This window comes from Comamonas sp. FUJ_7, from assembly GCF_057369555.1.
On the sequence record NZ_JBXXZI010000006.1, the window covers coordinates 65,291 to 89,908 of the forward strand.

At 60.0% G+C, this 24,618-nt stretch carries 27 protein-coding genes, 1 pseudogene and 1 riboswitch; of the genes and pseudogenes, 14 read left to right on the forward strand and 14 right to left on the reverse strand.

Translation table 11 applies throughout. The annotated features are described in order from the left end of the window. Positions 1-24: 24 nt before the first annotated feature. On the reverse strand, positions 25-345 hold the full coding sequence (locus AC2I9W_RS10435) for a helix-turn-helix domain-containing protein (RefSeq protein WP_486410114.1): 321 nt from the start codon (positions 343-345) through the stop codon (positions 25-27). 177 nt (positions 346-522) lie between these two features. Further along, positions 523-675 (reverse strand): annotated as a pseudogene (locus AC2I9W_RS10440) (AraC family ligand binding domain-containing protein); the annotation flags it as partial. Positions 676-1,454: 779 nt separating this feature from the next. Here AC2I9W_RS10440 and AC2I9W_RS10445 point away from each other — a divergent pair. Continuing rightward, positions 1,455-2,186, forward strand: coding sequence for a Stp1/IreP family PP2C-type Ser/Thr phosphatase (locus AC2I9W_RS10445; RefSeq protein ID WP_486410115.1), 732 nt, complete (start codon positions 1,455-1,457; stop codon positions 2,184-2,186). Positions 2,187-2,220: 34 nt separating this feature from the next. On the opposite strand, the gene AC2I9W_RS10450 is transcribed toward AC2I9W_RS10445, so the two are convergent. Then, the gene (locus tag AC2I9W_RS10450; RefSeq protein WP_486409904.1) at positions 2,221-2,541 is read right to left on the reverse strand and encodes a YkgJ family cysteine cluster protein; all 321 of its coding nucleotides are present in this window, start codon (positions 2,539-2,541) and stop codon (positions 2,221-2,223) included. 323 nt (positions 2,542-2,864) lie between these two features. Here AC2I9W_RS10450 and AC2I9W_RS10455 point away from each other — a divergent pair, with 323 nt between their 5' ends. The 3 genes from AC2I9W_RS10455 to AC2I9W_RS10465 are packed head-to-tail and all read left to right on the forward strand — an operon-like array spanning position 2,865 to position 5,345. Further along, the gene (locus AC2I9W_RS10455) at positions 2,865-3,206 is read left to right on the forward strand and encodes a FeoA family protein (protein WP_486409905.1); all 342 of its coding nucleotides are present in this window, start codon (positions 2,865-2,867) and stop codon (positions 3,204-3,206) included. After that, on the forward strand, positions 3,203-5,137 hold the full coding sequence (feoB, locus tag AC2I9W_RS10460) for a ferrous iron transporter B (RefSeq protein WP_486409906.1): 1,935 nt from the start codon (positions 3,203-3,205) through the stop codon (positions 5,135-5,137). The genes AC2I9W_RS10455 and feoB overlap by 4 nt, the downstream gene beginning before the upstream one ends. A gap of 13 nt (positions 5,138-5,150) precedes the next feature. Then, complete coding sequence (locus tag AC2I9W_RS10465) at positions 5,151-5,345, forward strand: hypothetical protein (RefSeq protein ID WP_486409907.1); 195 nt, start codon at positions 5,151-5,153, stop codon at positions 5,343-5,345. 168 nt (positions 5,346-5,513) lie between these two features. On the opposite strand, the gene AC2I9W_RS10470 is transcribed toward AC2I9W_RS10465, so the two are convergent. Both AC2I9W_RS10470 and AC2I9W_RS10475 read right to left on the reverse strand, forming a co-directional pair. Further along, positions 5,514-5,879: a YkgJ family cysteine cluster protein gene (locus AC2I9W_RS10470; RefSeq protein ID WP_486409908.1), complete on the reverse strand. Its 366-nt coding sequence runs from the start codon at positions 5,877-5,879 to the stop codon at positions 5,514-5,516. Positions 5,880-5,997: 118 nt separating this feature from the next. Next, the gene (locus AC2I9W_RS10475; protein WP_486409909.1) at positions 5,998-6,261 is read right to left on the reverse strand and encodes a hypothetical protein; all 264 of its coding nucleotides are present in this window, start codon (positions 6,259-6,261) and stop codon (positions 5,998-6,000) included. Between AC2I9W_RS10475 and AC2I9W_RS10480 the strand changes: the two genes are divergently transcribed. Next, positions 6,260-6,463, forward strand: coding sequence for a hypothetical protein (locus AC2I9W_RS10480; RefSeq protein ID WP_486409910.1), 204 nt, complete (start codon positions 6,260-6,262; stop codon positions 6,461-6,463). The two genes, AC2I9W_RS10475 and AC2I9W_RS10480, sit on opposite strands and share 2 nt — an antisense overlap. 11 nt (positions 6,464-6,474) lie before the next feature. Here the strand turns inward: AC2I9W_RS10480 and argF are convergent, their stop codons facing one another. Together argF and AC2I9W_RS10490 are read right to left on the reverse strand one after the other, a co-directional pair. Then, positions 6,475-7,395 (reverse strand): ornithine carbamoyltransferase, encoded by a 921-nt coding sequence (argF, locus tag AC2I9W_RS10485; protein WP_486409911.1) that lies wholly within the window; start codon positions 7,393-7,395, stop codon positions 6,475-6,477. 18 nt (positions 7,396-7,413) lie between these two features. After that, positions 7,414-8,610 carry an acetylornithine/succinylornithine family transaminase gene (locus tag AC2I9W_RS10490; RefSeq protein WP_486409912.1) on the reverse strand — a complete coding sequence of 399 codons (1,197 nt, stop codon included), beginning with the start codon at positions 8,608-8,610 and terminating at the stop codon, positions 7,414-7,416. Between the two features lie 237 nt (positions 8,611-8,847). Between AC2I9W_RS10490 and AC2I9W_RS10495 the strand changes: the two genes are divergently transcribed. Continuing rightward, on the forward strand, positions 8,848-9,171 hold the full coding sequence (locus tag AC2I9W_RS10495; RefSeq protein ID WP_158392821.1) for a DUF3579 domain-containing protein: 324 nt from the start codon (positions 8,848-8,850) through the stop codon (positions 9,169-9,171). Between the two features lie 285 nt (positions 9,172-9,456). On the opposite strand, the gene rpsT is transcribed toward AC2I9W_RS10495, so the two are convergent. After that, entirely contained in the window at positions 9,457-9,750 is a 294-nt protein-coding gene (gene rpsT, locus AC2I9W_RS10500; RefSeq protein ID WP_486409913.1) for a 30S ribosomal protein S20, read from the reverse strand. 308 nt (positions 9,751-10,058) lie between these two features. Between rpsT and murJ the strand changes: the two genes are divergently transcribed. Together murJ and AC2I9W_RS10510 are read left to right on the forward strand one after the other, a co-directional pair. After that, entirely contained in the window at positions 10,059-11,624 is a 1,566-nt protein-coding gene (gene murJ, locus AC2I9W_RS10505) for a murein biosynthesis integral membrane protein MurJ (protein ID WP_486409914.1), read from the forward strand. A 101-nt stretch (positions 11,625-11,725) separates the two neighbouring features. After that, positions 11,726-12,574, forward strand: a complete 849-nt coding sequence (locus AC2I9W_RS10510) for a SirB1 family protein (protein ID WP_486409915.1) — start codon at positions 11,726-11,728, stop codon at positions 12,572-12,574. A gap of 36 nt (positions 12,575-12,610) precedes the next feature. On the opposite strand, the gene AC2I9W_RS10515 is transcribed toward AC2I9W_RS10510, so the two are convergent. Together AC2I9W_RS10515 and purM are read right to left on the reverse strand one after the other, a co-directional pair. Then, positions 12,611-13,669: an AI-2E family transporter gene (locus AC2I9W_RS10515; RefSeq protein WP_486409916.1), complete on the reverse strand. Its 1,059-nt coding sequence runs from the start codon at positions 13,667-13,669 to the stop codon at positions 12,611-12,613. A 40-nt stretch (positions 13,670-13,709) separates the two neighbouring features. Next, the gene (purM, locus tag AC2I9W_RS10520; protein WP_486409917.1) at positions 13,710-14,762 is read right to left on the reverse strand and encodes a phosphoribosylformylglycinamidine cyclo-ligase; all 1,053 of its coding nucleotides are present in this window, start codon (positions 14,760-14,762) and stop codon (positions 13,710-13,712) included. Between the two features lie 358 nt (positions 14,763-15,120). Between purM and hda the strand changes: the two genes are divergently transcribed. The 4 genes from hda to folK are packed head-to-tail and all read left to right on the forward strand — an operon-like array spanning position 15,121 to position 18,648. Continuing rightward, entirely contained in the window at positions 15,121-15,819 is a 699-nt protein-coding gene (gene hda / locus AC2I9W_RS10525) for a DnaA regulatory inactivator Hda (protein ID WP_486410116.1), read from the forward strand. A 57-nt stretch (positions 15,820-15,876) separates the two neighbouring features. Next, positions 15,877-16,581 (forward strand): histidinol-phosphatase, encoded by a 705-nt coding sequence (locus AC2I9W_RS10530; RefSeq protein ID WP_486409918.1) that lies wholly within the window; start codon positions 15,877-15,879, stop codon positions 16,579-16,581. Next, positions 16,578-18,146: a polynucleotide adenylyltransferase PcnB gene (gene pcnB / locus AC2I9W_RS10535; protein ID WP_486409919.1), complete on the forward strand. Its 1,569-nt coding sequence runs from the start codon at positions 16,578-16,580 to the stop codon at positions 18,144-18,146. Before AC2I9W_RS10530 ends, pcnB begins: the two co-directional genes overlap by 4 nt. Then, positions 18,139-18,648 carry a 2-amino-4-hydroxy-6-hydroxymethyldihydropteridine diphosphokinase gene (gene folK, locus AC2I9W_RS10540; RefSeq protein ID WP_486409920.1) on the forward strand — a complete coding sequence of 170 codons (510 nt, stop codon included), beginning with the start codon at positions 18,139-18,141 and terminating at the stop codon, positions 18,646-18,648. Before pcnB ends, folK begins: the two co-directional genes overlap by 8 nt. A 97-nt stretch (positions 18,649-18,745) precedes the next feature. Here the strand turns inward: folK and AC2I9W_RS10545 are convergent, their stop codons facing one another. Both AC2I9W_RS10545 and AC2I9W_RS10550 read right to left on the reverse strand, forming a co-directional pair. Continuing rightward, positions 18,746-19,714, reverse strand: coding sequence for a Bug family tripartite tricarboxylate transporter substrate binding protein (locus AC2I9W_RS10545; RefSeq protein WP_486409921.1), 969 nt, complete (start codon positions 19,712-19,714; stop codon positions 18,746-18,748). 120 nt (positions 19,715-19,834) lie between these two features. Then, positions 19,835-20,881 carry a CDP-6-deoxy-delta-3,4-glucoseen reductase gene (locus tag AC2I9W_RS10550; RefSeq protein ID WP_486410117.1) on the reverse strand — a complete coding sequence of 349 codons (1,047 nt, stop codon included), beginning with the start codon at positions 20,879-20,881 and terminating at the stop codon, positions 19,835-19,837. Between the two features lie 98 nt (positions 20,882-20,979). Between AC2I9W_RS10550 and AC2I9W_RS10555 the strand changes: the two genes are divergently transcribed. Then, entirely contained in the window at positions 20,980-21,933 is a 954-nt protein-coding gene (locus AC2I9W_RS10555) for an SDR family oxidoreductase (protein ID WP_486409922.1), read from the forward strand. A gap of 106 nt (positions 21,934-22,039) precedes the next feature. Here the strand turns inward: AC2I9W_RS10555 and AC2I9W_RS10560 are convergent, their stop codons facing one another. Both AC2I9W_RS10560 and AC2I9W_RS10565 read right to left on the reverse strand, forming a co-directional pair. Continuing rightward, positions 22,040-22,735: a DUF4124 domain-containing protein gene (locus AC2I9W_RS10560; RefSeq protein WP_486409923.1), complete on the reverse strand. Its 696-nt coding sequence runs from the start codon at positions 22,733-22,735 to the stop codon at positions 22,040-22,042. 79 nt (positions 22,736-22,814) lie between these two features. Further along, on the reverse strand, positions 22,815-23,333 hold the full coding sequence (locus AC2I9W_RS10565) for a hypothetical protein (protein ID WP_486409924.1): 519 nt from the start codon (positions 23,331-23,333) through the stop codon (positions 22,815-22,817). 358 nt (positions 23,334-23,691) lie between these two features. Further along, positions 23,692-23,860, forward strand: a riboswitch (FMN riboswitch). Positions 23,861-23,949: 89 nt separating this feature from the next. On the opposite strand from AC2I9W_RS10565, the gene AC2I9W_RS10570 reads away from it, so the two are divergent. After that, positions 23,950-24,492, forward strand: a complete 543-nt coding sequence (locus tag AC2I9W_RS10570; protein ID WP_158392797.1) for a 6,7-dimethyl-8-ribityllumazine synthase — start codon at positions 23,950-23,952, stop codon at positions 24,490-24,492. Positions 24,493-24,618 lie beyond the last annotated feature (126 nt).

The following is a 24,618-nucleotide window of genomic DNA, read 5'->3' on the forward strand; positions in this document are numbered from 1 at the left end:
CTTTCCTGAGGCGCTGATGCAGGCTCAGCGCTGTGTTTGAGCGTAATTGCCGGGCGTTAGTGCGTGGTGGGCCTTGAAGGCCCGCTGCATATGGGCCTGGTCGGCAGAGCCCATCTGATGGGCCGCTGATGCCAGTGGTAGACCTTGTGCCAGTAGATGGCGCACGCCATTGAGGCGCAGGTTGAGCCGGTAGGCACCGGGTGTGACGCCGTGAACGGTTCGAACGTGGCGGATGAAGTGGCTGGGGCTCATGCCACAGCGTAGCGCCAGTGTCTGTACCGAGGTTTCATCTTCCGGGCTGTTATGCAGATGCTGCAGGGCTGGCTGGATGGGAGTGGACGGCAGCTTTGATTCATCGCAGGCTTCGGCTGTGCTGCTGCAACTGTGTGTCCGTGCAGTTGCGGCTCAGCGGCTGGCAGAGGTTGGCACCCAGCGCGAAATTTGCGGCGCATGCAGAACTCGCTTGGCAAAGCGCAGCGCGTTGACGCCGCGCCGGGCGTGAACACCGTCCACCTGCACAAATCACATGCGGTAAGACCAGGGCTGCAAGGTCTCGGGTTTACAGGCATGCCAGTGGTCGGGCTCGATCAGTAACAAGCTGCTTGCCGTCAAAGCTTCGGGACTGTCGTTATGTAAAAACAGCGTCTCACCCTCATCCACCAAGCCTATGGAATATTGCGTATGGGCGCGAAAGTGTTAGCTGTGCAGTATTGATGACGCAGGCGAGCAAGATGATGGCCAGAGCTTGGGTCAGTCGCCGCTGGCACAAAGGCGTATTCAGCCAGCCCAGCAGTAGATGACCAATGGCAGCCTAGCAGCCAACGCCAATCAGGCATGTCAGCAAGGAAATGCCGCAGAACACCAGCAAGGCGCTTGAGAGAGGCAGTTGCTGACTGGATAGCGGCACTACAAACATGCCTACGCCTGAAAGCGCCATCAGCCACGCTTGGGGGTTGAGGCTTTGAATGGTGATGCCTTGTATAGGGAGCCCAGAGCTGCAGCTGTGGCTTTTCAAGCAGCCAGTGCCTCCCTTGATCCCATCAACCAGACGGTCAGCGCGTTGCTGAGACTGGTCCCATGACATCAAAGAAAGCCGCGCATGCGCTCTGGTGACCGTGGCGCAAGGCCAAAACGTTAACAGGGCCGGGAGTGATGGCCCCGGTCAATGCAAATCCGGCCATGCCCCCAAGTGTTGAATTCATGGAGAGCTTCCGCAAGAGCCAGACAGGCCAGAAAGAACAGATGGTGCAGTCTGCTGCCTCATGTCACATGGGTATTGAACAAAATTGCCCCCTTCTTTGGTGTTCACAGTGCAAAACAGTGTTTCGTGGGGTCAATAGATGTTGTAACTTGCGTTACGCTTGGACGCTCTTCTCGCGCACCGATTCACCGCACCTCAACCCATGCCGCCTGTTGCCACTTCCAGCCATTCCCGCATCTGGCCAGCCGTGAACATGGTCGGGCGCGTAGACATGGGGCGCCAGCGCAGCAATAACGAGGACTGTGTGGGCGTGGCTCCTCAGGCGACGCCTTGGCCTGTGGCCGTCCTGGCCGATGGCATGGGGGGCTATAACGCCGGTGAGGTGGCCAGCGTCATGGCCGTGGAGCTGGTCACAGCCGCTGTGCAAAGCGGCCCAGCAGCCGATGACACATTGAAGACGGCGCAGTGCGAACTGATGGATGCACTTCAGATGGCCAATAGCGCCATTTATTCGGCGGCCCAGTCCACACCGGGCTGCAGAGGCATGGGCACCACGGTGGTGGTGGCCATGGTGTTGGGTGATGAGTTGCTGATTGCCCATCTTGGGGATTCACGTGCCTATGTATGGCGCGAGGGGCAGCTCATGCGGCTGACCCATGACCACTCTCTGGTGCAGCAAAATATTGACGCCGGACTGATGACTGAAGAAGAGGCCAAGGCCTCGCGTTACGGTCATCTGGTGACGCGGGCGCTGGGGGTGGTGTCTCAGGTAGAGCCGGAGCTGACCCACTGGCCGTTGCAGGATCAGGACCGTATCTTGCTGTGCTCTGATGGCCTCACTGATATGCTGGCCGACACCTGCTTGCAGAGCCTGTTTGAAGAGGACCTGGCGTTACCCCAGCTGCTGGATGCGCTGATTGAGGCCGCAAATGCGGCAGGTGGCAAAGACAATATTGGCGTGGTTTTGATGGAAAAACAGGGCTGAGCCCTTTCCAGTAAAGCGGATGGCGCTTCTGTATTCAGAGCAGACCACTTTCCAGTGCCGGCAGGTTGTTGCGCAGGCGCGCGCGGTTGCAAGCATCTGAGCCCGCGGCAAACTCCCGGCAAGGGGAGGGGCGCCATTCATAAATCCCGCAACTGGCTTTCTCTCCCACCTTACCGACCAGGGCGGCGCAGCGCGGTCTGGCCCAGTCGGTGCCGCGCATGCGGCAGGTGTAGTCCGTAACTTCTTCAATCAGCCCAGATGGGACGCGGCCTCCATGTTCCTGGGACTCGTGTACGGAAAAGTCGACACGAAATGACGCGCAGCAGGCGCCGCAACTGAGGCAGGGGTGGGACATAGTGGTGGCGGAATTTTTCCGGTGGGGCGGAAATTCTCGCAGCTGATCAAGGCCTTGGCTGAAAAAATCAGCGCTTTCTGCACGTCACTTTGACTGCTGGAAGCCATTTTTTCAGCGTTGGCAAAAACATTGGGTCTGGAGCTTGTCAATCGGGTTGCTCAATACCCGCCCAAAAATCCCTGCTGCTGATGCCGTGGCGGGACCGCAGACTGTCAATCACCTACAGTTGATAGAAAATGAGAATCAAAATCAATTAATAATGCGGTATGAGCTTTATGCAGTCCACCCCAGCCATGTCTGAGGCCGCGTCAGTTACTTCATCCATGAATGCTTCTTCTGTTCAAGCGTCTGAATCCGGCGTGCAATCTTCCAATACCTCAACCGGTTCGGGTCACACCGAGTCCGGCATGCCTGTGATGGGCTTGAATGCTCTGACCCCGAATCAGCCCGCCCGTGTGGTGGACTTGATTGCGGGCCCTGATGGGGATGACAGCCTGCTGCTCAGACTGATGGAGATCGGCTTTCTGCCAGGAGAGTCTGTGCGCATTGTCGCCACCGGCTTTCCCGGCCCAGATCCGCTGGCTGTGCGCATTGGTCAGGCGACGTTCGCCTTGCGCAGCCATGAAGCTGCTCTGGTGCTGGTGCAACTGGAGGAGGCGGCATGAGCGTGCATGAATCTCCCGTCACCATGGTGAGCTCTTCAGCGGCAGAGCAGCAACCGCTGCGTGCCGCGCTGCTGGGTAACCCGAACTGCGGCAAGACCGCGCTCTTCAATCTGCTGACCGGAGCCCGTCAGAAGGTGGCCAACTACGCCGGCGTGACAGTAGAGCGCAAGGAGGGCTGGCTGACCACGCCAGCCAAGCGCCGCGTGCGCGTGCTGGACTTGCCCGGCACCTACAGTCTGGACGCCCACAGCGAAGACGAGCGCATTACCCGCGACATCGTCAAAGGCGATCACCCCCGTGAAGCGCCGCCCGAGTTGCTGCTGTGCGTAACCGATGCCACCCACCTGCGACTGAATCTGCGTCTGGTGCTGGAGGCGCGCGCTCTGGGCCTGCCCATGGTGGTGGTGCTCAATATGAGCGACATGGCACGCCGCCAAGGGCTGATCATCGACAAGGCCAAGCTCAGCGAGTTGCTGGGCGTGCCCGTGGTGGAGAGCGTGGGCGTGCATCTGTCCGGCGCCAAGGATTTGCTGAACTGGCTGGACAGTGATGAAGCCAAGCAGCTCAAGGCTCCGTTGCTGGATGGGCAGTTCAAGCCCGTCACCGGCAGCAACTCGCGTGCCCAGCTCATGGCACTGCACCAGCAGGTGGCCGAGATTGTGCGTCAGGCCGTGCAGGAGCCTGCTGCGCCCACCCAGCGCGACGACCGCATCGACTCGGTAGTGCTGCACCCCGTTTGGGGCACGCTGCTGCTGGTGGCGACGCTGTTCCTGATGTTCCAGGCTGTCTTCAGCTGGGCTGAGCCGCTGATGGATGGCATTGAGGGCCTGGTCGGTGACTTCGGTCAGTGGGTGCAAGGCGTGATGCCCGATGGCGTGCTGCGCAGCCTGCTGGTCGATGGCGTGATCGCCGGTACCGGCTCGGTCGTGGTCTTCTTGCCGCAGATCCTGATCCTGTTCTTCTTCATTCTGGTGCTGGAAGACTCGGGCTATCTGCCGCGCGCCGCCTTTTTGCTGGACCGCATCATGGGCAGCGTCGGGCTGTCGGGGCGCTCCTTCATTCCGCTGCTGTCCAGCTTTGCCTGCGCCGTTCCCGGCATCATGGCCACGCGCTCCATCAGCAGCTGGCGCGACCGTCTGCTGACCATAATGATTGCGCCGCTGATGACCTGCTCGGCACGCCTGCCCGTGTACACGCTGCTGATCGGGGCCTTTATCCCCGAGCAGGCCGTGGCGGGCCTGTTCAACCTGCAAGGCCTGGTGCTGTTTGCGCTGTACATCGGCGGCATTCTGAGCGCCATGGCTGTGGCCTGGGTGGCCAAGCTGTTCAGCGAGGTCAAGACCCGTACACCGCTGCTGATGGAGCTGCCTTCTTACCGCATTCCCAGCCTGCGCAGCCTGGTGCTGGGCCTGTATGAGCGCGCCATGATCTTCCTGCGCCGTGTGGGCGGCATTATTTTGGCCGTCAGCATTGTGCTTTGGTTCCTCTCCAGCTACCCCGGCGCGCCCGAAGGCGTGACCGAAGGCGCGATTCGCTACAGCTTTGCCGGCCAGATCGGCCGCGCACTGGAAGTGGTGCTGGCGCCCATCGGCTTCAACTGGCAAATTGCCATTGCGCTGGTGCCGGGGATGGCTGCACGCGAGGTGGCGGTGGGTGCGTTGGGCACGGTCTATGCCTTGTCGGCCGTGGGCGATGACGCCATGGCCCAGCAGCTCAGCCCGCTGATTGCCAGCACCTGGTCGCTGGCGACGGCGCTGTCCCTGCTGGTCTGGTTTGTGTTTGCGCCCCAATGCATCTCTACCTTGGCCATGGTCAAGCGCGAGACCAATGGCTGGCGCTACCCGCTGCTGATGGCGGGCTATCTGTTCGCACTGGCCTATCTGGCCAGCTTTGTGACCTATCGCATTGCTCTGGCGCTGGGCTGGGGCTAGGAAAGGACGGACTATGTGGCAGGAGTTGATCGTGGGCGCCATTGTGGTGGTGGCTGCCATCTCGCTGACCTGGCGTTATGTGCCGGCCAGCTTGCGCCAAAAGCTGGCGCGCGTGCACCCGGCGCTGGCGCCCGCGGCTCAAAGCGGCAGCTGCGGTGGCTGCAGTGCCTGCGGTGGCGACAGCTGTTCGGATACGAGAAAGAGCTGACAGGCCTTTGTTTTGCATCTGCAGGCTCCAAAGCCTTGTAAAAAACATAGCTGCCTGCGCTGTTTATTCAATGATTTCAGATGCTTTTTGCTTTGAAATCAATGAGTAGAAAGCGCAGGCAGCTTTTTATTTGATAGCGCAAGAAAGGGTGTCGGCGTTGGCGGCAACTCACGCCGCTTCCAGCCAAGGCTCGATCTCCGCTTCGCTGAGCGCTGGCAGGCCAAACTTTTCGCGGGTGTCGTGGCAGCCATAAGAGGCAAACGGAAATTCGCGGCAGGGGCGCGAGCGCTGCTCGTAAATGCCACAACCCACACAGCCTTCGCCCACCTCGGGCAGCTCGCGCAGAGCCACACAGCGCACGGGCTTGGTGGCTGTGCCATTCATGCGCACGCGGTTGCCTTTGCCGGGCACATCGTGGGTTAGTTCATCGGGCACGGTGCCGCCCATAGACTGCAGCTCGTAAATGGAAAATTCCACGCGATAGTTCTGGCAGCAGACGCCGCAGGTCAGGCAGGGGTGGACGGATTCGGACATGGTTGTTCTTCAAGGATTGAGGCACAGGGAACAAGCTGTCCTCCTCTCTCGAAGGACAGCTGTGCTGGAGTAGGGGGAAGGCCGAGCGGTGAAACGCTGGCTCTCTAAGCCTGGGCCACTAGGTGTGGCCTTGAAGAAACTTCAGATAGAAGTGGTGGATGCGCACATACAGCGCACGCACACGCGCAGCAAAGCATTTGCGCGGGCCGAAAAAAGAGGGCACGCGCGTATGGCGTGCGATATGGGGCTGGCGCAGGGCGAGCAGGCCGCCGCACTGGCCGTAGCGTGCATCCCCCAGAGCGGGGCGCAGCGGAAACAAGAACACCGCCAGCTGGCGCAGAGCCCGCTGGCGGTGTGGAGATGTGATGAGGCTCAGGTGCATGGAATGGATGAATGCAGATGAGCCCGGTCGTGCTGAATCAGGCTGGCTGGTGGCCCAGCAGCAGGTATTCCATCAGTGCCTTTTGCACAAGCATGCGGTTGTGGTTGCGGCACGCAGCATGCTGCCGCTTCACACCCGCGATGCGGGTATGAGCCTGCGCCGAAATCGCATGCTGGCTCTGACGAGCCGCCGTGCGCACTGATGTCTGCGCCATCAGTTCACCCGGCCGAGCAAAAGGTACTCCATGAGTGCCTTTTGCACGTGCATGCGGTTTTCTGCCTCGTCCCAGACGACGGATTGGGGGCCGTCGATGACTTCGGCTTCCACTTCCTCGCCTCGGTGGGCGGGCAGACAGTGCATGAACAAGGCATTGGGCTGAGCGGCAGCCATCATTTCAGAATCCACACACCAGTCGGCAAAGGCCTTCATGCGCACGGCGTTCTCGGCTTCGTAGCCCATGCTGGTCCACACGTCGGTGGTGACCAGATCGGCGCCCTTGCAGGCTTCCAGCGGGTCTTTGAAGACCTTGTAGCAGTCGGGATTGACGGGCTTGCCGTTGAAGGCTAGCTGCTCGTCCACTTCGTAGCCGCTGGGGGTGCTGACGTGGACGGTAAAGCCCAGCAGGTCAGCGGCCTGCAGCCAGGTGTTGGCCATGTTGTTGCCGTCACCCACCCAGGCGACGACCTTGCCCTTGATGGAGCCGCGATGCTCGATGAAGGTGAAGATGTCGGCCAGGATCTGGCAGGGGTGAAACTCGTTGGTCAGGCCGTTGATGACGGGCACGCGCGAGTACTTGGCAAAGCGCTCGATCTTTTCCTGGCCGAAGGTGCGAATCATCACCAGGTCCGTCATACGGCTGATGACGCGTGCGCTGTCCTCGATGGGCTCGGAGCGGCCCAGCTGGCTGTCGCCCGTGGTCAGATGGACCACGGAGCCGCCCAGCTGGTACATGCCGGCCTCAAAGCTCACACGGGTACGGGTGCTGGCCTTCTCGAAGATCATGGCCATGGTGCGGTCGGTCAGCGTATGGTGCTTTTCGTAGCCCTTGAACTTTTTCTTGATCAGGGCAGCACGCTCCAGTAGATAGTCGTACTCGTCAGCGGTGAAGTCGCTAAATTGCAGGTAATGCTTCATGCGGTATTCCTTGTGAGATCAGGCTGCCAGAACGGCTTGCACCAGGGGCTTGAGCTTGGCGACGATTTCGTCGGCTTCCGTCTTGCTCAGGATCAGTGGGGGCACCAGGCGGATGACGGTGTCGGCGGTCACGCTCAGCAGCAGGCCGGCTTCGGCTGCCTGTGCAATCAGCTGGCCGCAGGGCTTGCTCAGCTCCACGCCAATCATCAGGCCCTGGCCGCGCACTTCAACAAAGCCTTCCAGATCGCTCAGAGCGGCTTGCAGCTGGGCCTTCAGGTACTCGCCCACTTCCGTGGTGTGAGCCAGCAGGCCATCTTCTTCCATGATGCGGATGGTCTCGACACCGGCGCGCATGGACAGGGGGTTGCCACCAAAAGTGGAGCCATGGTTGCCAGCAGTCAGCACCTTGGCGGCGGCATTGTGTGCCACCACGGCGCCCACGGGCACGCCAGAGCCCAGACCCTTGGCCAGGGTCATGACGTCAGGCGTGATGCCTGCCCACTGGTGGGCAAACCACTTGCCGGTGCGGCCCATGCCAGCCTGCACTTCGTCCATCATCAGCAGCCAGCCCTTGGCATCGCACAGCTCGCGCACCTGCTTCAGGTAGTCGGCGCGCATGGGGTGCAGGCCGCCTTCGCCCTGAATGGGCTCCATCATGATGGCGACGATATTGGAATTGCCTTCGGTCGCCTTGATCAGAGCATCAAAGTCGTTGGGGGCAACGCGGGTGAAGCCGTCGAGCAATGCGCCAAAGCCGTTGCGGACCTTGGGGTTGGCCGTTGCGCTCATGGTGGCCATGGAGCGGCCGTGGAAAGCATGGTCATAGACCACGATTTCGGGCTTTTCAATGCCCTTGTCCACGCCGTACTTGCGGGCGATCTTGATGGCGGCTTCGTTGGCTTCCAGACCTGTGTTGCAGAAGAACACATTGGTCATGGCTGAGCGCTCGACCAGCAGCTTGGCCAGCTGTTCCTGGCCGGGCACATGGTAGTAGTTGGAGCAGTGGATCAGCTTGGAGAGCTGCTCTTGCAAGGCGGGCACCAGCTTGGGGTGGTTGTGGCCCAGCGTGTTGACGGCAATGCCGCCCAGCGCATCGAGATATTCCTTGCCGTTCACGTCCCAAACGCGGCAGCCCTGGCCTCGCTCCAGCGCGATGGGAACGCGGCCGTAAGTGGGCATAACGTGGGGCGAAGCTGCCTCGATGAAAGCGGTCATTGCAAGAATCTCCTGAAAAGGATGGTCAACGGTGCACAGTGCACCTCGAAAATGCGAGGCCTGATTTTAGAGTGCTCAGATAACCCCAACGTTGCGCTTTGCGCATCGCTGCCATGCAATGAGCCTACGCCATTGTGGGGTTGACAGCATGGCTCTTATATAAGAGTTAGAATGAACCCTTAGGCATGTTGGCGGAGATCCCGCCCGGTTGCCCGGTTTTTATATAGTGAATATTTGATGGTTACCCCTTCCAGCAAAGAATTGTTCATCATGGGCATGACCCATGCCGGCAAAACGTTCCGCCCCAGCGACTGGGCCGAGCGACTGGCCGGGGTCATGAGTCAGTTCCGACCTGGTGGTGCTTGTGCGGGAAGTCATCTGAGCTACTCCCCCTGGTGTGTCCCCACCGTGATGAATGGCACCAAGTGTGTGGTCATCAACCGGGATCTGCGTGACTATGAGCCCATGGCTTGGGACTTCTGCCTGAACTTCGCCAAAGACAACGATCTGCAAGTGGCCGAAGCCTGCCTGATTCCCGATGAGCCCAACAAGAAAGCTTGAGGCGGCTTTCTCTGCAAACAAAATGAACGAACGCACAAAGGTGCGTTTTTTTGTATCTGCATCCCCCTGAGGCGCTGCGTGCCTTCCCCCCCCCAAGGGGACTACAGCCTCGCTGCAGGGTGGCCCTTGCTCTCTGTCACTGATTTGAACTGTGCTTGTTCAACCCAGCCCGCTACGCGGGCACACAAAAAAACCGCCCAAAGGCGGTTTTGATGTTTTTGCTGACAGCGCACCCGTTACAAACGGCAGATGACCGAAGTCATCCGTGCTTGAGGGAGGCTGGTATTAAGCAGCCAGAGCCAGGGTCTTGACCTTGGCGGACAGGCGGCTCTTATCGCGAGCAGCCTTGTTCTTGTGGAAGATGCCCTTGTCAGCGATCGTGTCGATCACGGACTGAGCCTTGGCAAACAGTTCAGCTGCCTTGGTCTTGTCGCCGGCCACGATAGCCTTTTCGACATTCTTAACAGCGGTACGGTACTTGGAACGCAGCGAAGTGTTCGCAGCGTTCAACTTGACGTTCTGGCGAGCGCGCTTGCGGCCGGAAGCCAGGCGGGGGTTCTTTTTGGCTTTAGTTGCCATGATTTATTTCCTTGTGTCTGAGGATGATGTCAGCAAAACATGAGATTCTAGCACACCCCCTGTTCCGCTGCGCGGCTTCCCCCCTCTCTCGCTTCGCGGGAGGGGGGGACGACAGCTTCGCTGCGGGGCGGCCCTTGCTTGCTGTCCTGATTTGCGCGTGCCTTTTTCAGAAGCGTTTGCTGTGGCGTAGTGCAATGGCACCCGTTTGGTTTCGTGGTTTGGGCGCCTAGCTTTTCCGGAGTGCTACAGAGTGCAAAGCGTGCGATCTTCGCAAGCGAGCGCTGGCGTGAACGCATACACTTCGCTGCGTGTCACTGTTCAAAGCCGCCTCCACCGTATCTCTTCTGACGCTGGCCTCCCGCATTTCGGGGCTGGTGCGCGATCTGCTCATGGCCTCCATGTTCGGGGCCAATGCCCTGACCGATGCCTTCAATGTCGCTTTCAGAATTCCCAACCTGTTCCGGCGCCTGTTTGCCGAAGGGGCATTCAGTCAGGCCTTTGTGCCGGTGCTGGCGGCTAGCAAGACCCGGGATGGGGAGGAGGCCACGCGCCGCCTGATTGGTCATGTAGCGACCATGCTGTTTTGGGCGCTGGTCGTTGTCTGTGTGCTGGGGGTGATTGGCGCGCCTTTACTGGTCTGGCTGCTGGCCAGCGGCATGCGCCAGTCTCCTGATGGCTATCAGGCCGCCGTGATGATGACGCGCTGGATGTTTCCCTACATCGGCTTTATGTCGCTGGTGGCGCTTTCGGCGGGCATTCTCAATACCTGGAAGAAGTTTGCCGTGCCAGCGGCCACGCCGGTGCTGCTGAACCTGAGCATGATTGTGGCGGCTGTGTTGGGCGCCCCCTGGCTGCAAAAGCATGGCATTGAACCCATCTATGCCATGGCGGGCGGGGTGATGCTGGGCGGCGTGCTGCAGCTGGCGGTGCAGATTCCTGCGCTGCGCTCCATGTCGCTGATGCCGCGTATCGGCTTTTCGCCAGCGGCCATTCGTGAGGCCTGGAATGAGGCGGGTGTGCGCCGCATTCTCTCGTTGATGGGGCCGGCTCTGCTGGGGGTGGGTGTGGCCCAGGTTTCCTTGATGATCAACACCCAGATCGCCTCTTATATGGCTCCGGGCAGCGTGACCTGGCTGTTCTACGCCGATCGGCTGATGGAGTTTCCTACGGCCTTGCTGGGTGTGGCTTTGGGTGTGGTGCTGACGCCGCAACTGGCTTCGGCCAAGGCAGCGGGCGATGCGCAGCGTTACTCGAACATGCTGGACTGGGGTTTGCGTCTGGTCGTGCTGCTGGCCGTGCCTTGTGCCGTGGGCCTGCTGACCTTTGCCACGCCGCTGGTGGCCACGCTGTTCCACCGCGGCGCGTTGCAGGACAGCGATGTAGGACAAATTTCCTTGGCTTTGATGGGTTATGGCGCAGGCTTGCTGGGTCTGGTGGCCATCAAGGTCTTGGCCCCCGGTTATTACGCCAGCCAGGATATTCGCACCCCGGTCAAGATCGCCATCGTGGTGCTGGTCATCACGCAGTTGCTGAATCTGGTGCTCGTGCCTTCGCTCAAGCACACGGGTCTGGCGTTGTCGATTGGACTGGCCGCTTTGATTAATGCAGGTTGGTTGTTCACAGGTTTGCTGCGTCGTGGCACATACAAGCCCAATCCGGGATGGCTCAAGTTCATCTTGCAAGTGATTGCAGCCAGTGCTTTGCTGTCTGTACTGCTGCTTTGGGGCAGTCAGTCCTTTGACTGGGTGGGGATGCGCAGCAATGGTCTGCTGCGTGCGGGTTTGCTGGCCATCATGATGCTGGCTGCTGCCGTGCTGTATTTTGGTGTATTGGCGCTGTCCGGTCTGAATCTGCGTCAGTTGTTGCGACGCTGATGCAGGCTGCTGGCGAAAAAGTGAGCGGGCCGCGCAAGCGGCTCAAGCGCCTCAGGGCTATTGCGCTTGCATGAGTCGCCAAGGCGGCTTACAAACCGGCTATGAGCTGGACGATTGATGAGCACCCCACGGCCCTGAAGTATTTTGCATCTCTGGTGCAGAGCGATGATGACTTTGCCCTGATGGAGGCCGCCATCAGCATCGCTCAGGATGCGGAGCCTGATCTTGATCTGCAAACCGTGCAGGCCGAGCTGGACAGGCTGCAGGTGCGCCTGGCACAGAGGCTGGCTGGAGAGCAAGATGCTCTTCGCAAGCTCAGCGAGCTCAACAAGTTTTTCTATGGAGAGCTGGGCTTTGCCGGCAACCTGAATAACTACTACGACCCGGCCAACAGCTATATCCACCATGTACTGCAGACGCGCCGTGGCATTCCCATTAGTGTGGCGCTGATCTGGCTGGAGCTGGCCGCCAGCATTGGATTGAATGTGGAAGGGATAGGCTTTCCTGGGCACTTTCTGGTCAAGGCGATCCTGCCGCAAGGGCAGGTGGTGCAGGACCCGCTGACGGGAGACTCCTACTCGGCCAATGCGCTGGCAGAGCGCCTGCAGCCATTTCTGGAGCAGATGGGGGCTGCACCCGACGAAGCACCGCCCCTTGGCTTGTATTTGCAGACTGCCCAGCCAAGAGATGTGATGACGCGCATGCTGCGTAATCTGCAGGAGATTCACCAGGTGCAGCAGGACTGGCCCATGCTGGTGGCGGTGTTCAATCGCCTGATCCTGCTGCAGCCGGGCAGTGAAGAGCTGTACCGGGATCGGGGCATGGCTTACGCCCAATGGGGCGTCAAGGATAAGGCGCTATTGGATTTGGAGCGCTATGCGCAGGCTGCGCAAGGGGTTGAGGCTGTTTTTATTCAAAAAACTATTGCCGGCCTGCGAGAAGCGAGTTGAAGTGCCCAAGTGCGTAACGGCAGATAGATGGCTGGGTTAAACCAGTTGGGCTGCTTCCAGCTCTTTTTTGAGATAAGCGTAGAAAAGTGGCGCAGCCACCAAGCCTGCGGGGCCAAAGACGGACTCGGCCACAAACATCACCGCCAGCAACTCCCACACTCCCATATGTGTGCGGGTGCCGACCACCTTGGCGTTGATCACATATTCGGCCTTGTGGATCAAGATCAGAAAGCCCAGGCAGGCAGCGGCGGCCACAGGCGAGACCGACAGGCCGACCAGCGTCAGCACTGCATTGCACAACAAATTGCCGACGATGGGAATCAGCCCGGCGATGAAAGTCAGGGTGATCAGGGCTGGCGTATAGGGAAGCTGAAGCTTCCAGATGGGCAAGATGCCCAGCAAAAATATGGCTGTCAGCAGCGTGTTGAAGGCGGCGATCCAGAACTGTGCGGCCACGATTTGTTTAAAGGCCTGTGCAAAGTAGCTGATGCGCTGCTGCAAAGCCATGACCAGAGGAGGGTGACGTGTGGCAATGGGGCGTACAGCCGCCAGGGCACCAATGATCAGGCCGACATAGGCATAGAGCAGACCGGTAAGCCAAGCGCGGCCTGCGTTGGCTAGAACACCGGCCTTGGCGGCGAGGTAGCTGGCCAGCTTGTGCTGTATTTCCTGGGCACCGTCAGGCAGCTGGTCAGCGATGTCTGCGGGCAGTTTTTCGCGCAATTCCAGTACGGTTGCGGCCAAATAGTCCAGCAGCTCCTTGTACTGGGCAGGGGCTTCGGTGATGTAAGTGCGGGTCTGAGAGAGGGCGCCGCTGAGCAAAGCCAGTGGAGCCAAAATGATGATGGTGGTTGCGACCACCTGAGTCCAGCGCGGCAGTTGCCCGTTGGCAAAAGCGGCGGGGTTGGTGCGTAACAGCAGGCGAGACAGTGCGCGGGTGAGCATGAAACCCACACACACGCACAACAAGCCTGGCAGTATCCCCTGGTGCATGACGAGCAGCAGTGCTGCTCCCATCAACAAGTAGCTGGCCAATAGGACCTTGGGCGAAGGAGCCTCTTGCGTTGTGATGGGGGCGGGCAAGTGCTGCGTCATTCAAGCTCTCATGGAAAGAGGTGCTGTGATGAAGTGGGGTTTAGCGCACTTCAACAGGCTTGCCGGAGCCGATTTCGGTGATGGAGCCTATGGTATAGACCTTCTCGCCGAGTTCAATCAGTGTGGCTGCAGTGGCTTCAGCATCTTCTGCGGAGACCACCACGACCATGCCGATACCGTTATTGAACGTGCGGTTCATCTCGATATCGTCAATGCCCGCTGTCTTTTGTAGCCAGGCGAACAGCTCGGTCTGCGGCCAGCTGCCGGCTTTCAGGTGGGCTGCAGTGCCCTCGGGCAGCACGCGAGGAATGTTTTCCAGCAGACCGCCGCCAGTGATATGGGCCAGGGCCTTGATGGGGTGCTTTTCCAGAGCGGTCAGCACGTTCTTCACGTACAGGCGGGTGGGTTCCATGATGGCGGCCTTGAAAGGCTTGCCATCCAGCGTTTCAGGCACGGTGCCCTGGCTTTCGGCGCGTTCGATGCACTTGCGCACGAGCGAGAAGCCGTTGGAGTGCACGCCGTGCGAGGCCAGGCCCAGCACCACATCGCCAGGTTGGACGTTCTGGCCGGTCAAAATCTTGGACTTCTCTACTGCACCCACGGCAAAGCCAGCCAGGTCGTACTCGCCATCGGGGTACATGCCGGGCATTTCGGCGGTTTCGCCACCGATCAGCGCACAGCCCGACAGCTCGCAGCCTTTGGCAATGCCGCCCACCACGGCAGCAGCCGTGTCCACGTGCAGCTTGCCGCAGGCGAAGTAATCCAGAAAGAACAGGGGCTCGGCGCCTTGCACCAGCACGTCATTCACACTCATGGCCACCAAGTCGATGCCCACGGTGTCGTGCATACCCCACTCGAAGGCCAGCTTGAGCTTGGTGCCCACGCCGTCAGTGCCGGAAACCAGCACGGGCTCTTTGTAGCGCTTGGGCACTTCGAACAGGGCACCAAAGCCACCGATGCTGGCCATCACGCCTTCGCGCATGGTTTTCTTGGCAAGAGGCTTGATGCGTTCGACCAGAGCGTCGCCTGCGTCGATGTCAACGCCTGCGTCTTTGTAGGAAATGGGGGTAGAGGAGGATGCGGAAGAGCTCATCGATGGATCCGGTGCGGGGGCGCCCTGCTGGGCGGAAACCTCGGGATTCTACGGCTCTTGCCTGGGCCACGGGGGCGGCTGGGCATGCGCCAAAGGGTTTTGCTGGAGCATTCATGGCCTCTGTGCAACAACGGCAGTAGGCAAAATCAGCCCGAAGCCGCTCGGGGGCTGCGAGTGCAGACTAAAATTGGAGCCTTTGTTACCGAGTGGTCATGCTGGAGCATATTTGCAAGGCCTGATCTGAAAGCACGTCCGGGCCATTGTCTCTCTCACCATTGATGCTGATGAATCTCCTGCCAGATTTCGCCGCATGGGCTGTCGAATGCCCAGGGAAGGGGGCGCTGCGCGTATGCCGCAGATGAAACAGCTGGCTTTGGATATCAGCATGGCGCCCGGCCCCACGCTGGCGCGTTTTTTTGTGGGTCCCAATGCGGCAGTGATTGACCACCTGCGCCATTGGGTGGGCGACGGCCAGTTGCAAAAATCCAGAACGCCTGTGCCCACTTATCTCTGGGGTGAGGCAGGATCTGGAAAAAGCCATTTGCTCAAGGCGGTGCGTGAGGCGCTGCGTGAGCAAGGTGCCATGGTGGGCTGGATGGATGCATCCACGCCTTTCCCTCCGGAATTCGATGAGCGCTGGGCGGCAGTGCTGATGGATGACGTGGACATCTACACTCCATTTCAGCAGGCGCGCGCGTTCAACTGGTTTGTGAACGCCACCAGTCCTGCAACAGGCTTGCCACGCTGGGTACTGGCTGCGGGTCAGTTGCCAGTGGCAGACCTCAAGATGCGCGAAGACCTGAGAACCCGTCTGGGCTGGGGTCATGTCTATCAATTGCATTTGCTCGACGAGACAGCACGTCGTGCCGTGCTGCGCCAGGAGGCTGATGCCCGTGGCGTGTTCTTGAGTGATGACGTGATGGATTACATGCTCAGGCGCTTCTCGCGCGATCTGGGCAGCCTGATGCAACTGCTGGACATGCTGGACGGCTTTGCGCTGCGCAACAAGCGTGCCATCACGATCCCGCTGCTCAAGACCATGCTGGAAACCGAGTGAAGTCACGCGCCTCACTCTCCACTTTGGCTTTGCCATCGTACTTTTTGTTGGATTTGCATGTCGATTTCTTCTGATTTGCCAAACAAGCCCAAACTGGCGCTGTTTGACCTGGACCACACATTGCTGCCGCTGGATTCCGATCATGGCTGGGGAGAGTTTTCTATCGCCATTGGCTGGTGTGATCGAGAAGAATTCGGTCGCCAAAACGATGCTTTTTTTGACGACTACCAGGCAGGCAAGCTCAATATCCCTGACTATGTTCGCTTTGCCACGGCTGCCGTGGTTGAGCGTGGCGAAGCCCAAGCGAATGCAGCCCATCAGCGCTTCATGGAGGAGGTCATCCGTCCGGCCATGAAGCCTGCGGCCATTGCCCTGGTGCAGCAGCACCTGGATGCTGGCGACACGGTGGTCATCACCTCGGCTACCAACGAATTTGTGACTGCGCCCATTGCCCAGGCTTTTGGCGTGCAGCATCTGCTGGCTACCAACCTGGAGCGCGATGCCAGCGGCTGGTTCACTGGCGAAATTGCAGGCCTTCCCAATATGCGTGAAGGCAAGGTGGTGCGTATGACCGAATGGCTGACCCAGCGTGGTCAGTCTTGGAGCGATGTGGAGACCACCTTCTACAGCGACTCCATGAACGATGTGCCTCTGCTTGAGAAAGTGGATCACCCGGTGGCCACCAACCCCGATGCGCGCTTGCGTGCCCTGGCCGAGGAACGCGGCTGGCGCATCGTGGACCTATTTAGCGAAGCACCATGATCAAGACCATTATTGACAAGCTGCTGGGCAAGGCGCCCGCAGCCCCCCGCTCGCGCAAGCCCAAGTTCGGCAAACGTGATGAAGTGCCAGTGCAGGTGCACGGCATTGACCCGAACCTGGTGGATCGCCGTGCCATTGATGTGGTGCAGACCCTGAAGCGCTCGGGTTTTGAAGCCTACATCGTGGGCGGCGCCGTGCGTGACCTGCTGCTGGGTCTGCGCCCCAAGGACTTTGACGTGGCCACCAATGCCACGCCCGAGCAGGTCAAGAACCTGTTTCGCCGCGCCTTCATCATCGGCAAGCGCTTTCGCATCGTGCACGTGGTCTATGGCCGTGGCCGCGAGAACGAGGTCATTGAAGTCTCTACCTTCCGCGCCTTTCTGGATAACAGCGCGGCCGAGCAGGTCAGCGGCAATGAGCGCACCAGCAAGAATCAGCTGGCTGGCTTGAAGCATGCCGTGGACGCCAGCGGCCGCGTGCTGCGCGACAACGTCTGGGGCCCGCAGGATCAGGACGCCACGCGCCGCGACTTCACCATCAACGCCATGTACTACGATCCCGAGACACAGATCGTGGTCGACTATCACGGCGGTATTGCAGACGCCAAGAAAAAGGTGCTGCGCATGATTGGCGATCCGGCCACGCGCTACCGCGAAGACCCGGTGCGTATCATCCGCGCCGTGCGTTTTGCGGCCAAGCTGCATGGCAAGGGCTTCAAGCTGGATGCCAAAACGGCCAAGCCCTTGGTCGAGTGCGAGCCACTGTTGCACGATGTGCCCCAAAGCCGTCTGTTTGATGAAATGCTCAAGCTGCTGCAAACCGGCCATGCGCTGGCTTCGGTAGAGCAGCTCAAGGCGCTAGGCCTGTCACGCGGCATCTACCCGCTGCTGGATGTGGTGATGGAGCGTGCCGACCATCCATTTGTGCAGGCCGCCCTCATGGATACCGACCGCCGTGTCGCCGAAGGCAAGCCCGTGGCTCCCAGCTTTTTGCTGGCCTGCGTGCTCTGGCAAGACGTCAAGACCGGCTGGGAAAAACGTCTGGGCAAGGGCTATCACCCCTTTCCTGCGCTGCAGGAGTCGATTGACGAAGTGTTTGACCAGCGCATTGGCGATGTGTCGGGCCGCGGCAAGCTGGCTGCTGACATGCGCGAAATCTGGGTCATGCAGCCGCGCTTTGACAAGCGCACTGGTGCCACGCCTTATTCCATGGTGGCGCAGCCGCGCTTTCGGGCGGGCTTTGACTTCATGCGTTTGCGAGCCGATATCGGCGAAGTGGAAGAAAGTCTGGCCAGCTGGTGGCAGGAGTTTTCGCAGGCCGATGATACGCGTCGCGATGATCTAATTGCCCAGGCCCGTGACGAACAGCGTGCCCGTCAGCGCTCTCAGCAGCAGGCAGCGCCCAAGGTACACCGCGTTGCTAAGAAAAAAACCGAGTCGGAGGAGGCGGGTAGTCCCCTCGATCAGATCGCTGAAGAAGGCGATGCCGCAGCGCCCAAAAAGCGCCGCCGTCGCCGCCGCAAGCCATCGGCTGGCGCCGCTGCAGCCGCTGGCTCTGATGAATAAGCCCTGTGCTTTGGCCGCCGATACGGTGGCCATCGGGCTCGGGGCGAACTTGGGCGATGCATCCCGGACGCTGGCTTGGGCAGTGCAGGCCATTGCCCAGCTGGCACAGACCGAGCTGCTGGCGGTGTCTTCGCTCTACAGCACCAAACCTGTTGACTCATCCGGGCCGGATTATCTGAACGCGGTGGCGCTGGTGCGTACCCAGCAGGAGCCGCTGGCATTTTTGCACGCACTACAGGCGCTGGAGCTTCAGGCAGGGCGAGAACGCCCTTATCGCAATGCTCCGCGTACGCTGGATCTGGATATTGAGCTGTGGGGCAGCTGGCAGTCGAATGATTCGGAACTCATCGTGCCTCATCCGCGGATGTGGGAAAGAGCCTTTGTGCTGGTGCCACTGGCCGAAATTGCACCCGAATGCGTGAGTGCGCAGCTGCTGCAGTCCGTGGCTGAGCAAGGCATCCAGATTAGCCAGAATCAGAGTTGGTGGAAACTTCAGAATTGATAGCTGCTAGCGCTTTACCCGTAAGCGTTTGAGCCATAAAAGATGTAAAAAAAGGCCCCGATGCCTTGGCGTCGGGGCCTTTTTGCAGGCAGTGTATTTAGTCCACCTTGGCGCCTGATGCCTTGACGATGGGCTGATATTTCGTGCGCTCAGCGGCCATGAACTGATCGAACTCAGTAGGTGTGGAGCCCACGGGCTCGGCCATCAAGGCGTGAAAGCGAGTTTTGGTCTCCGGCGCTTGCAGTGCATCGTTGAATGCCTTGCTCAGCTTTTCCAGCACGGGCTTGGGAGTTCCGGCGGGAGCGACCAGACCCCACCAGGTATCAATCGCAAAGCCAGGATAGGTTTTGGACAGTGGCTGCACATTGGGTAGCAGGGGGGAGGTGTTGAGTGATGTCACCGCCAGAGCCACCAGTTTGCCGCTTCGGATATTGGGGGCGGCTGCAGCCAGGTTGTCGATATTGAAGTCGACCTCACCCGATAGCAGGGCCAGCTGTGCAGGGTTGGCGCCGCGATAAGGCACGTGCAAGGCAAAGAATCCTGCTTTTTGCTTGAGCATTTCACCGGCCAGGTGACCAGCCGAGCCATTGCCGCCGCTGCCGTAGTTGAGCTTGCCGGGATGGCTTTTGGCGTAGCTGACCAGATCCGCCACGCTGCGAATCTTGAGTTGCTCGGCCTTGGCGGCATTCATCACCAGCACATTGGGCACGCGCACCATTTGCGTGATGCCGGCAAAGTCCTTGCCCGCGTCATAGGGCATCTTGGTGTAGAGCCAGGGGTTGACGGCGTGGGTGGCGGTAGCTGCCAGACCAATGGTCATGCCGTCAGGGTTGGCCTTGGCCACAGCGTCGGCACCAATATTGCCGCCAGCGCCAGCCTTGTTGTCAATGATGACCACGCCCAGAGAATCACGCACCCGCTCTGCCAGTGCGCGCGAGGTGATGTCCAGAGGACCTCCGGGCGCATAGGGCACGATCAGACGGATGGGCTCTTGTGCTTGGGACAGGGGAGAGGCCAAGGCAGCAGCGGCCGCCATGACCGAGAGAAGGCTGTTTCTACGGTTCATAGATCTCTATTGTGCAAAAAATTGCAGCCGCTCACGGAGAGGTGGTTACTTGCGCAGGAATTTTGCGTGTAAACCCTGATTCGGTATCAAATGCATCAGGGTTTCTGCAAAAGAGGGTGCTTACTTGTCCGCTTCGGACGTGAAGGCGTCGGCGTAGAACTCTTCAGCGGGCAAACCGCGTTCGCTGGTATAAGCAGCGCGGGCCGAATCCACCACGATGGGCGCACCACAGGCATAGACCTGGTGACCGGCCAGGCTGGCAAAGTCATCCATGACAGCCTGGTGCACAAAGCCGGTGCGTCCTGTCCAGTTGTCTTCGGGCAAGGCATCGGACACCACGGGTACATAGGTCAGGCCGGGCATGGCGGCAGCTTGCTCGGCGATCCAGTCTGCGTAGTACAGATCGCCGGGGCGGCGGCCACCCCAGTACAGGGTGACAGAGCGGTTGAAGCCCTTGTGGCGCATGTGCTCGATCAAAGCCTTGATGGGCGCAAAGCCGGTGCCGGAAGCCAGCATGATGATGGGCTTGTCGGAGTCTTCGCGCAGGAAGAAGCTGCCGAACGGGCCTTCCACGCGCAGAATTTCCTTTTCCTTCATGGCACCAAAAACATGATCGGTGAACTTGCCGCCGGGCATGTGACGGATATGCAGCTCAAGCCCAGGAGAGGTTTCCTGCACATGAGGCGCGGTGCCCATGGAGTAGGCGCGGCGTGAGCCATCGCGGAGGATGAACTCCACATACTGGCCTGCGTGGTACTGGAACTTCTCGCTGGCGGGCAATTGCAGGCGCAACTGCATGACGTCGTGAGACTTCTTCTCCAGTGCAGCTACGCGCACTGGCATCTTCTTGATGGGGAAAGAGCTGGCGTCGGTCACCTGGCGCGACTCCAGCACCACATCGCTGTGGGGGGTGGCGCAGCAGGTCAGCACATAGCCATTGGCTTCTTCCTCGGCGCTCAGCGCCTTGTCGGAGTGCGGGCCGTGGCTGACTTCACCATTGAGCTTTTTGCACTTGCAGGAGCCGCAGGCTCCGTCCTTGCAGCCGTAGGGCAAGCCTACGCCGGTACGAATGGCAGCAGCCAGAATGGTCTCAGCACCTTGTGTGGCAAAAGCACGTCCGCTGGGCTGGACGGTAATTTCAAACGAAGCGTTGGCGATCTCGGTCATGACGTTTTGGTTATCCTTGAAGGCGTAAATGGCAGCTATTGCCAAGCGTTGCTGCTGGTGCAGCAACGTGGTGACCCCTTACGCAGCAGTCCCCGATTTTGCCCTCAAACCCAAACCCATTGGGCGCGCTACCAGCGCGCTTTCGTCGCGAACGTGTATTGATCGTCGGGCATGGCGATGTAGGGCAGCGCATTGCCCGGCTATTGAATGCCTCCCCCGGTGCAGGGCGTGGCTTTCAGATACTGGCCCTGAGCCGCAACTCCAGCCGGGTAGCGGCCATCAGAAGCCAGGGCGTGAGGCCTTTGTATGGAGACTTGGACGATGCGGGCAGCCTGCGGCGCTTCGCTGGCATTGCGACGCGTGTGCTGCACCTGGCGCCTCCTGCTGCACTGAGTGCAGAGTCAGAAGGCTGGTGGCTGGACGCACGAACGACGGCACTGATGCAGGCACTGCGCTTGCGCAGTCTGCCGCGCAGCATGGTCTACGCCTCAACAACGGGGGTGTATGGCGATTGTGCTGGGCAGTGGGTGAGAGAGACTCGCCAGGTTGCGCCTGCCACTCCGAGGGCGCAGCGGCGTGTGAACGCAGAACGGGCAGTGCGCTTTGCGGGGCGAGCCGGGATGCGTGCCAGCATCTTGCGCATTCCTGGTATTTATGCGCCGGACAGAGAAGCAGGAACGCCCAAAGCCCGGTTGATGCGTGCCACGCCCGCCCTGCAGCCTGCCGACGACGTATATACCAATCACATTCATGCAGATGATCTGGCTCGGGCTTGTCTTCGCGCCTTGTGGCGAGGGCAGGCACAGCGCGTCTATCACGCCAGTGACGATACCGAGTTGAAGATGGGGGACTATTTCGACCTTGCAGCAGACCTCTATGCTCTGCCCAGGCCGCCACGTATTTCCAGAGAGCAGGCCCGGGCCGAGTTGCCCGCAAGCTTGCTGAGTTTCATGAGCGAGTCACGGCGTTTGTCAAATCAGCGGCTCAAGAAAGAGCTGGGGTTCAGGCTGCGCTACCCCACAGTGCAGCAGGGCTTGCTTGAAAAAGCATAGCGCTGCTGAAAGGGTGCGCTGGACATAAGGGACACCAAAGAAGCGCCGCCGCGCACCAATGGTGTCGTCCCCTTGAGGGGGAAGCGGCGCAGCCGCTCAGGGGGAATCAAGGTATCGGATGCACTCCGCCGCGATTGTCGTAGCAGCGAAATACATTGCAATTGATGATCTTGGCCGGGGGCTGCGATGGTGTGGGGCGCACCGGTGGATAGTGATGGGGTGGGTGGCTGTAGCCCCATTGCGGGCGGTTGATGGCATTGGGCTGCAGTGCTCTGCTTTGCTGCAGTTGCTGATAGGCCGCACTGCCAAGGCAGCTCATTTCCATCTGTGCCTGGGCAGCCTGGCTGCGCTCGCCCCAGGTCGCGGGATCGGGGGAGGCTTCGGCAAGAATGCTGTTGTAGCGCTCGCGTGCCTGGCGGCAGGCGGGGGTGTTTTCCGGGTTGGCGCTGGCTCTGGCCTGGGCTTTTTCGGCGGCCTCTCGCTCCTTGCGTTCAGCGGCTTCTCGCTGGCGGCGCTGCGCTTCGTCGCGTGCAATCTGGGCTTTGCTCAGCTCACGCGCCTTGGCTGCGGCATCGCGCTCCTCGGCAATTTCCTGGGGGCTTTGCGCCGCGCTTATCTGTGCGGATGCTTCGCCGCCCAGGCAACGGCCGTTGGTGTAGGTGACTTCACCCGTCTTGGCATCGGTGCAGCGCATGATTTGCGCCTGGGCCATATGGCTCAGGCTCAGTAGACCCAGCAGTCCCAGCAAGGCAGTCAGACCCAGGCGCAGCCTCGCCATTGCAGGCAATTTCAACTTGAGCATGACGGGCCTCCTGTTCGCTTTTTATATAGTGGGCAATTATGAGGCGGGCGCCGCAAAATCTGAAGCAATGCCCGAGGCTTTAGCTGCCACGCTCAAATTCGCGCCGCTGTGGTGGGCGTTGATCACGATCTTGCTGTTGACGATCACGCCATTGCTGCTGGCGCTCTTGCTGCTGCTGACGTTGAGCCTGCTGACGCTCACGTTCGCGCTGCTGCATCTGCTGCTGACGGTTGCGCTCCTGATCGCGCCTGGCTTGTTCCTGGTCGCGGCGGTTTTGCTCTTGCTGGCGCTGCCATTCACGGCGTTGCTGCTCCTGCATGCGCTGCTGTTCGCGCATTTGTTGTTGGCGTTCGCGCTGTTGCTGGCGCTGCCACTGGTCGCGCTCTCTGGCTTGGCGCTCACGCTCGCGCATTTGCTGGTTGTATTCGCGCTCACGCTGCAGGCGTTCACGTTGACGCTCGCGGGCAGCCCATTCACCACGGTCGTAGCCATAGCTGGGGTAGACAGGTTGAGCGCCATAGATGGGCGGGTTGGAGTAGCCGTAGTTGCCGCCGCCATATCCGCCACCACCGTATCCGCCGCCATAGCCTTCATCCATGGTCACGCAGGCGGTACACAGTATCGCGAGTGCTCCTACTCCTGCCCAGCGGGATGAGTGACGGAGAAATGTGTGCAGTGCCGGAGTTTTCATGCTCGTCCTTGATCTGGTGAGCTCGCACCGCCTTGCGGCAGGGTCTGGCGAGTTTGCTTTTTAACGTGTCAGGGCATGGATAGGTTGACTGCCTGGGTTGAAACCACTCTTTTATTGATAGCTGTTATCGCATGCTGGATAAGCGATTGATGTGATTTAAGCTCATATTTCTCCGCTTGGCGCCTGGGTGACCCTTTTGGCAGAAGTTGTGTCAAACCGTCGCTAGAATGACTTGGTCTTGTGGTGAATCAGCTTCACTGCAAAGCAGCGTTCTCAGGGCGGGGTGAAACTCCCCACCGGCGGTATCTGTAGCAGTGCCTGGCATTGACTGCAGCAGCCCGCGAGCGCCTGCAGTCTCGCCAGAGCCTGCGGGGTCAGCAGACTTGGTGAGATGCCAGGGCCGACGGTCACAGTCCGGATGAAAGAGATCGCGCAGCATCGACTTGTGGCTCCGCATTGGCTGCTTCATGAGTGGGTGCGTTTGCGCACGCCCTGATTCATTGGAATTTCTGGAAATACCACCATGAATCAGACCCCTATCTCCATGAACTTTGAACCCCACGCTACTTCCGAAGGTACGCCCTGGAGAGCCGTGGCCGCACGCAGCCGCATTGCCATCATCAGCGCCAGCTGGCACACCGAGGTGGTGTACCAGGCCCGTGATGCCGCAGAGTCCGAGTTGAAGGCTCAAGGCGTTGCAGCCTCCAACATCACGCATTTCAGCGTGCCTGGTGCGCTGGAGATTCCCTTGATGGCCAAGAAGCTGGCGCAAAGCGGTCAGTTTGACGCCGTGATTGCAACGGCCTTGATCGTCAACGGCGGCATTTATCGCCACGAGTTTGTGACGACAGCAGTTATCGACGGTCTGATGCGTGTGCAGCTCGACAGCGAAGTGCCCGTGTTCTCCGCCGTGCTGACGCCGCGTGACTTCCATGAGCATGGCGATCATGTGGAGTTCTTCCGCCATCACTTTGTGAAAAAGGGCGTGGAAGTGGCCCATGCTTGCCTGGCGACGCTGGATCAGCACGCCAAGGTGGATGCATTGCTGAAGGCCAAGGCGGCCTGAGTCGCAAGACCACCATGAAAAAACGCCCCGCTCAGGGGCGTTTTTCTTTGGCTGAGCCACCAGTCTGGCCAGGGAGCAGAGAAGAGGCTTTTGCAGCACAGCCATACCCGCCTGCCGATCCCTGAA

What these genes read in the sequence shown, in the direction of transcription:
- AC2I9W_RS10445 (WP_486410115.1), top strand. Translation starts at nt 1,455, where the DNA reads ATGGTCGGGCGCGTAGACATGGGGCGCCAGCGCAGCAATAACGAGGAC.
- AC2I9W_RS10450 (WP_486409904.1), bottom strand. Translation starts at nt 2,541, where the DNA reads ATGTCCCACCCCTGCCTCAGTTGCGGCGCCTGCTGCGCGTCATTTCGT.
- AC2I9W_RS10455 (WP_486409905.1), top strand. Translation starts at nt 2,865, where the DNA reads ATGAATGCTTCTTCTGTTCAAGCGTCTGAATCCGGCGTGCAATCTTCC.
- feoB (WP_486409906.1), top strand. Translation starts at nt 3,203, where the DNA reads ATGAGCGTGCATGAATCTCCCGTCACCATGGTGAGCTCTTCAGCGGCA.
- AC2I9W_RS10465 (WP_486409907.1), top strand. Translation starts at nt 5,151, where the DNA reads ATGTGGCAGGAGTTGATCGTGGGCGCCATTGTGGTGGTGGCTGCCATC.
- AC2I9W_RS10470 (WP_486409908.1), bottom strand. Translation starts at nt 5,879, where the DNA reads ATGTCCGAATCCGTCCACCCCTGCCTGACCTGCGGCGTCTGCTGCCAG.
- AC2I9W_RS10480 (WP_486409910.1), top strand. Translation starts at nt 6,260, where the DNA reads ATGGAATGGATGAATGCAGATGAGCCCGGTCGTGCTGAATCAGGCTGG.
- AC2I9W_RS10475 (WP_486409909.1), bottom strand. Translation starts at nt 6,261, where the DNA reads ATGCACCTGAGCCTCATCACATCTCCACACCGCCAGCGGGCTCTGCGC.
- argF (WP_486409911.1), bottom strand. Translation starts at nt 7,395, where the DNA reads ATGAAGCATTACCTGCAATTTAGCGACTTCACCGCTGACGAGTACGAC.
- AC2I9W_RS10490 (WP_486409912.1), bottom strand. Translation starts at nt 8,610, where the DNA reads ATGACCGCTTTCATCGAGGCAGCTTCGCCCCACGTTATGCCCACTTAC.
- AC2I9W_RS10495 (WP_158392821.1), top strand. Translation starts at nt 8,848, where the DNA reads ATGGTTACCCCTTCCAGCAAAGAATTGTTCATCATGGGCATGACCCAT.
- rpsT (WP_486409913.1), bottom strand. Translation starts at nt 9,750, where the DNA reads ATGGCAACTAAAGCCAAAAAGAACCCCCGCCTGGCTTCCGGCCGCAAG.
- AC2I9W_RS10510 (WP_486409915.1), top strand. Translation starts at nt 11,726, where the DNA reads ATGAGCTGGACGATTGATGAGCACCCCACGGCCCTGAAGTATTTTGCA.
- AC2I9W_RS10515 (WP_486409916.1), bottom strand. Translation starts at nt 13,669, where the DNA reads ATGACGCAGCACTTGCCCGCCCCCATCACAACGCAAGAGGCTCCTTCG.
- purM (WP_486409917.1), bottom strand. Translation starts at nt 14,762, where the DNA reads ATGAGCTCTTCCGCATCCTCCTCTACCCCCATTTCCTACAAAGACGCA.
- hda (WP_486410116.1), top strand. Translation starts at nt 15,121, where the DNA reads ATGAAACAGCTGGCTTTGGATATCAGCATGGCGCCCGGCCCCACGCTG.
- AC2I9W_RS10530 (WP_486409918.1), top strand. Translation starts at nt 15,877, where the DNA reads ATGTCGATTTCTTCTGATTTGCCAAACAAGCCCAAACTGGCGCTGTTT.
- pcnB (WP_486409919.1), top strand. Translation starts at nt 16,578, where the DNA reads ATGATCAAGACCATTATTGACAAGCTGCTGGGCAAGGCGCCCGCAGCC.
- folK (WP_486409920.1), top strand. Translation starts at nt 18,139, where the DNA reads ATGAATAAGCCCTGTGCTTTGGCCGCCGATACGGTGGCCATCGGGCTC.
- AC2I9W_RS10545 (WP_486409921.1), bottom strand. Translation starts at nt 19,714, where the DNA reads ATGAACCGTAGAAACAGCCTTCTCTCGGTCATGGCGGCCGCTGCTGCC.
- AC2I9W_RS10550 (WP_486410117.1), bottom strand. Translation starts at nt 20,881, where the DNA reads ATGACCGAGATCGCCAACGCTTCGTTTGAAATTACCGTCCAGCCCAGC.
- AC2I9W_RS10560 (WP_486409923.1), bottom strand. Translation starts at nt 22,735, where the DNA reads ATGCTCAAGTTGAAATTGCCTGCAATGGCGAGGCTGCGCCTGGGTCTG.
- AC2I9W_RS10565 (WP_486409924.1), bottom strand. Translation starts at nt 23,333, where the DNA reads ATGGATGAAGGCTATGGCGGCGGATACGGTGGTGGCGGATATGGCGGC.
- AC2I9W_RS10570 (WP_158392797.1), top strand. Translation starts at nt 23,950, where the DNA reads ATGAATCAGACCCCTATCTCCATGAACTTTGAACCCCACGCTACTTCC.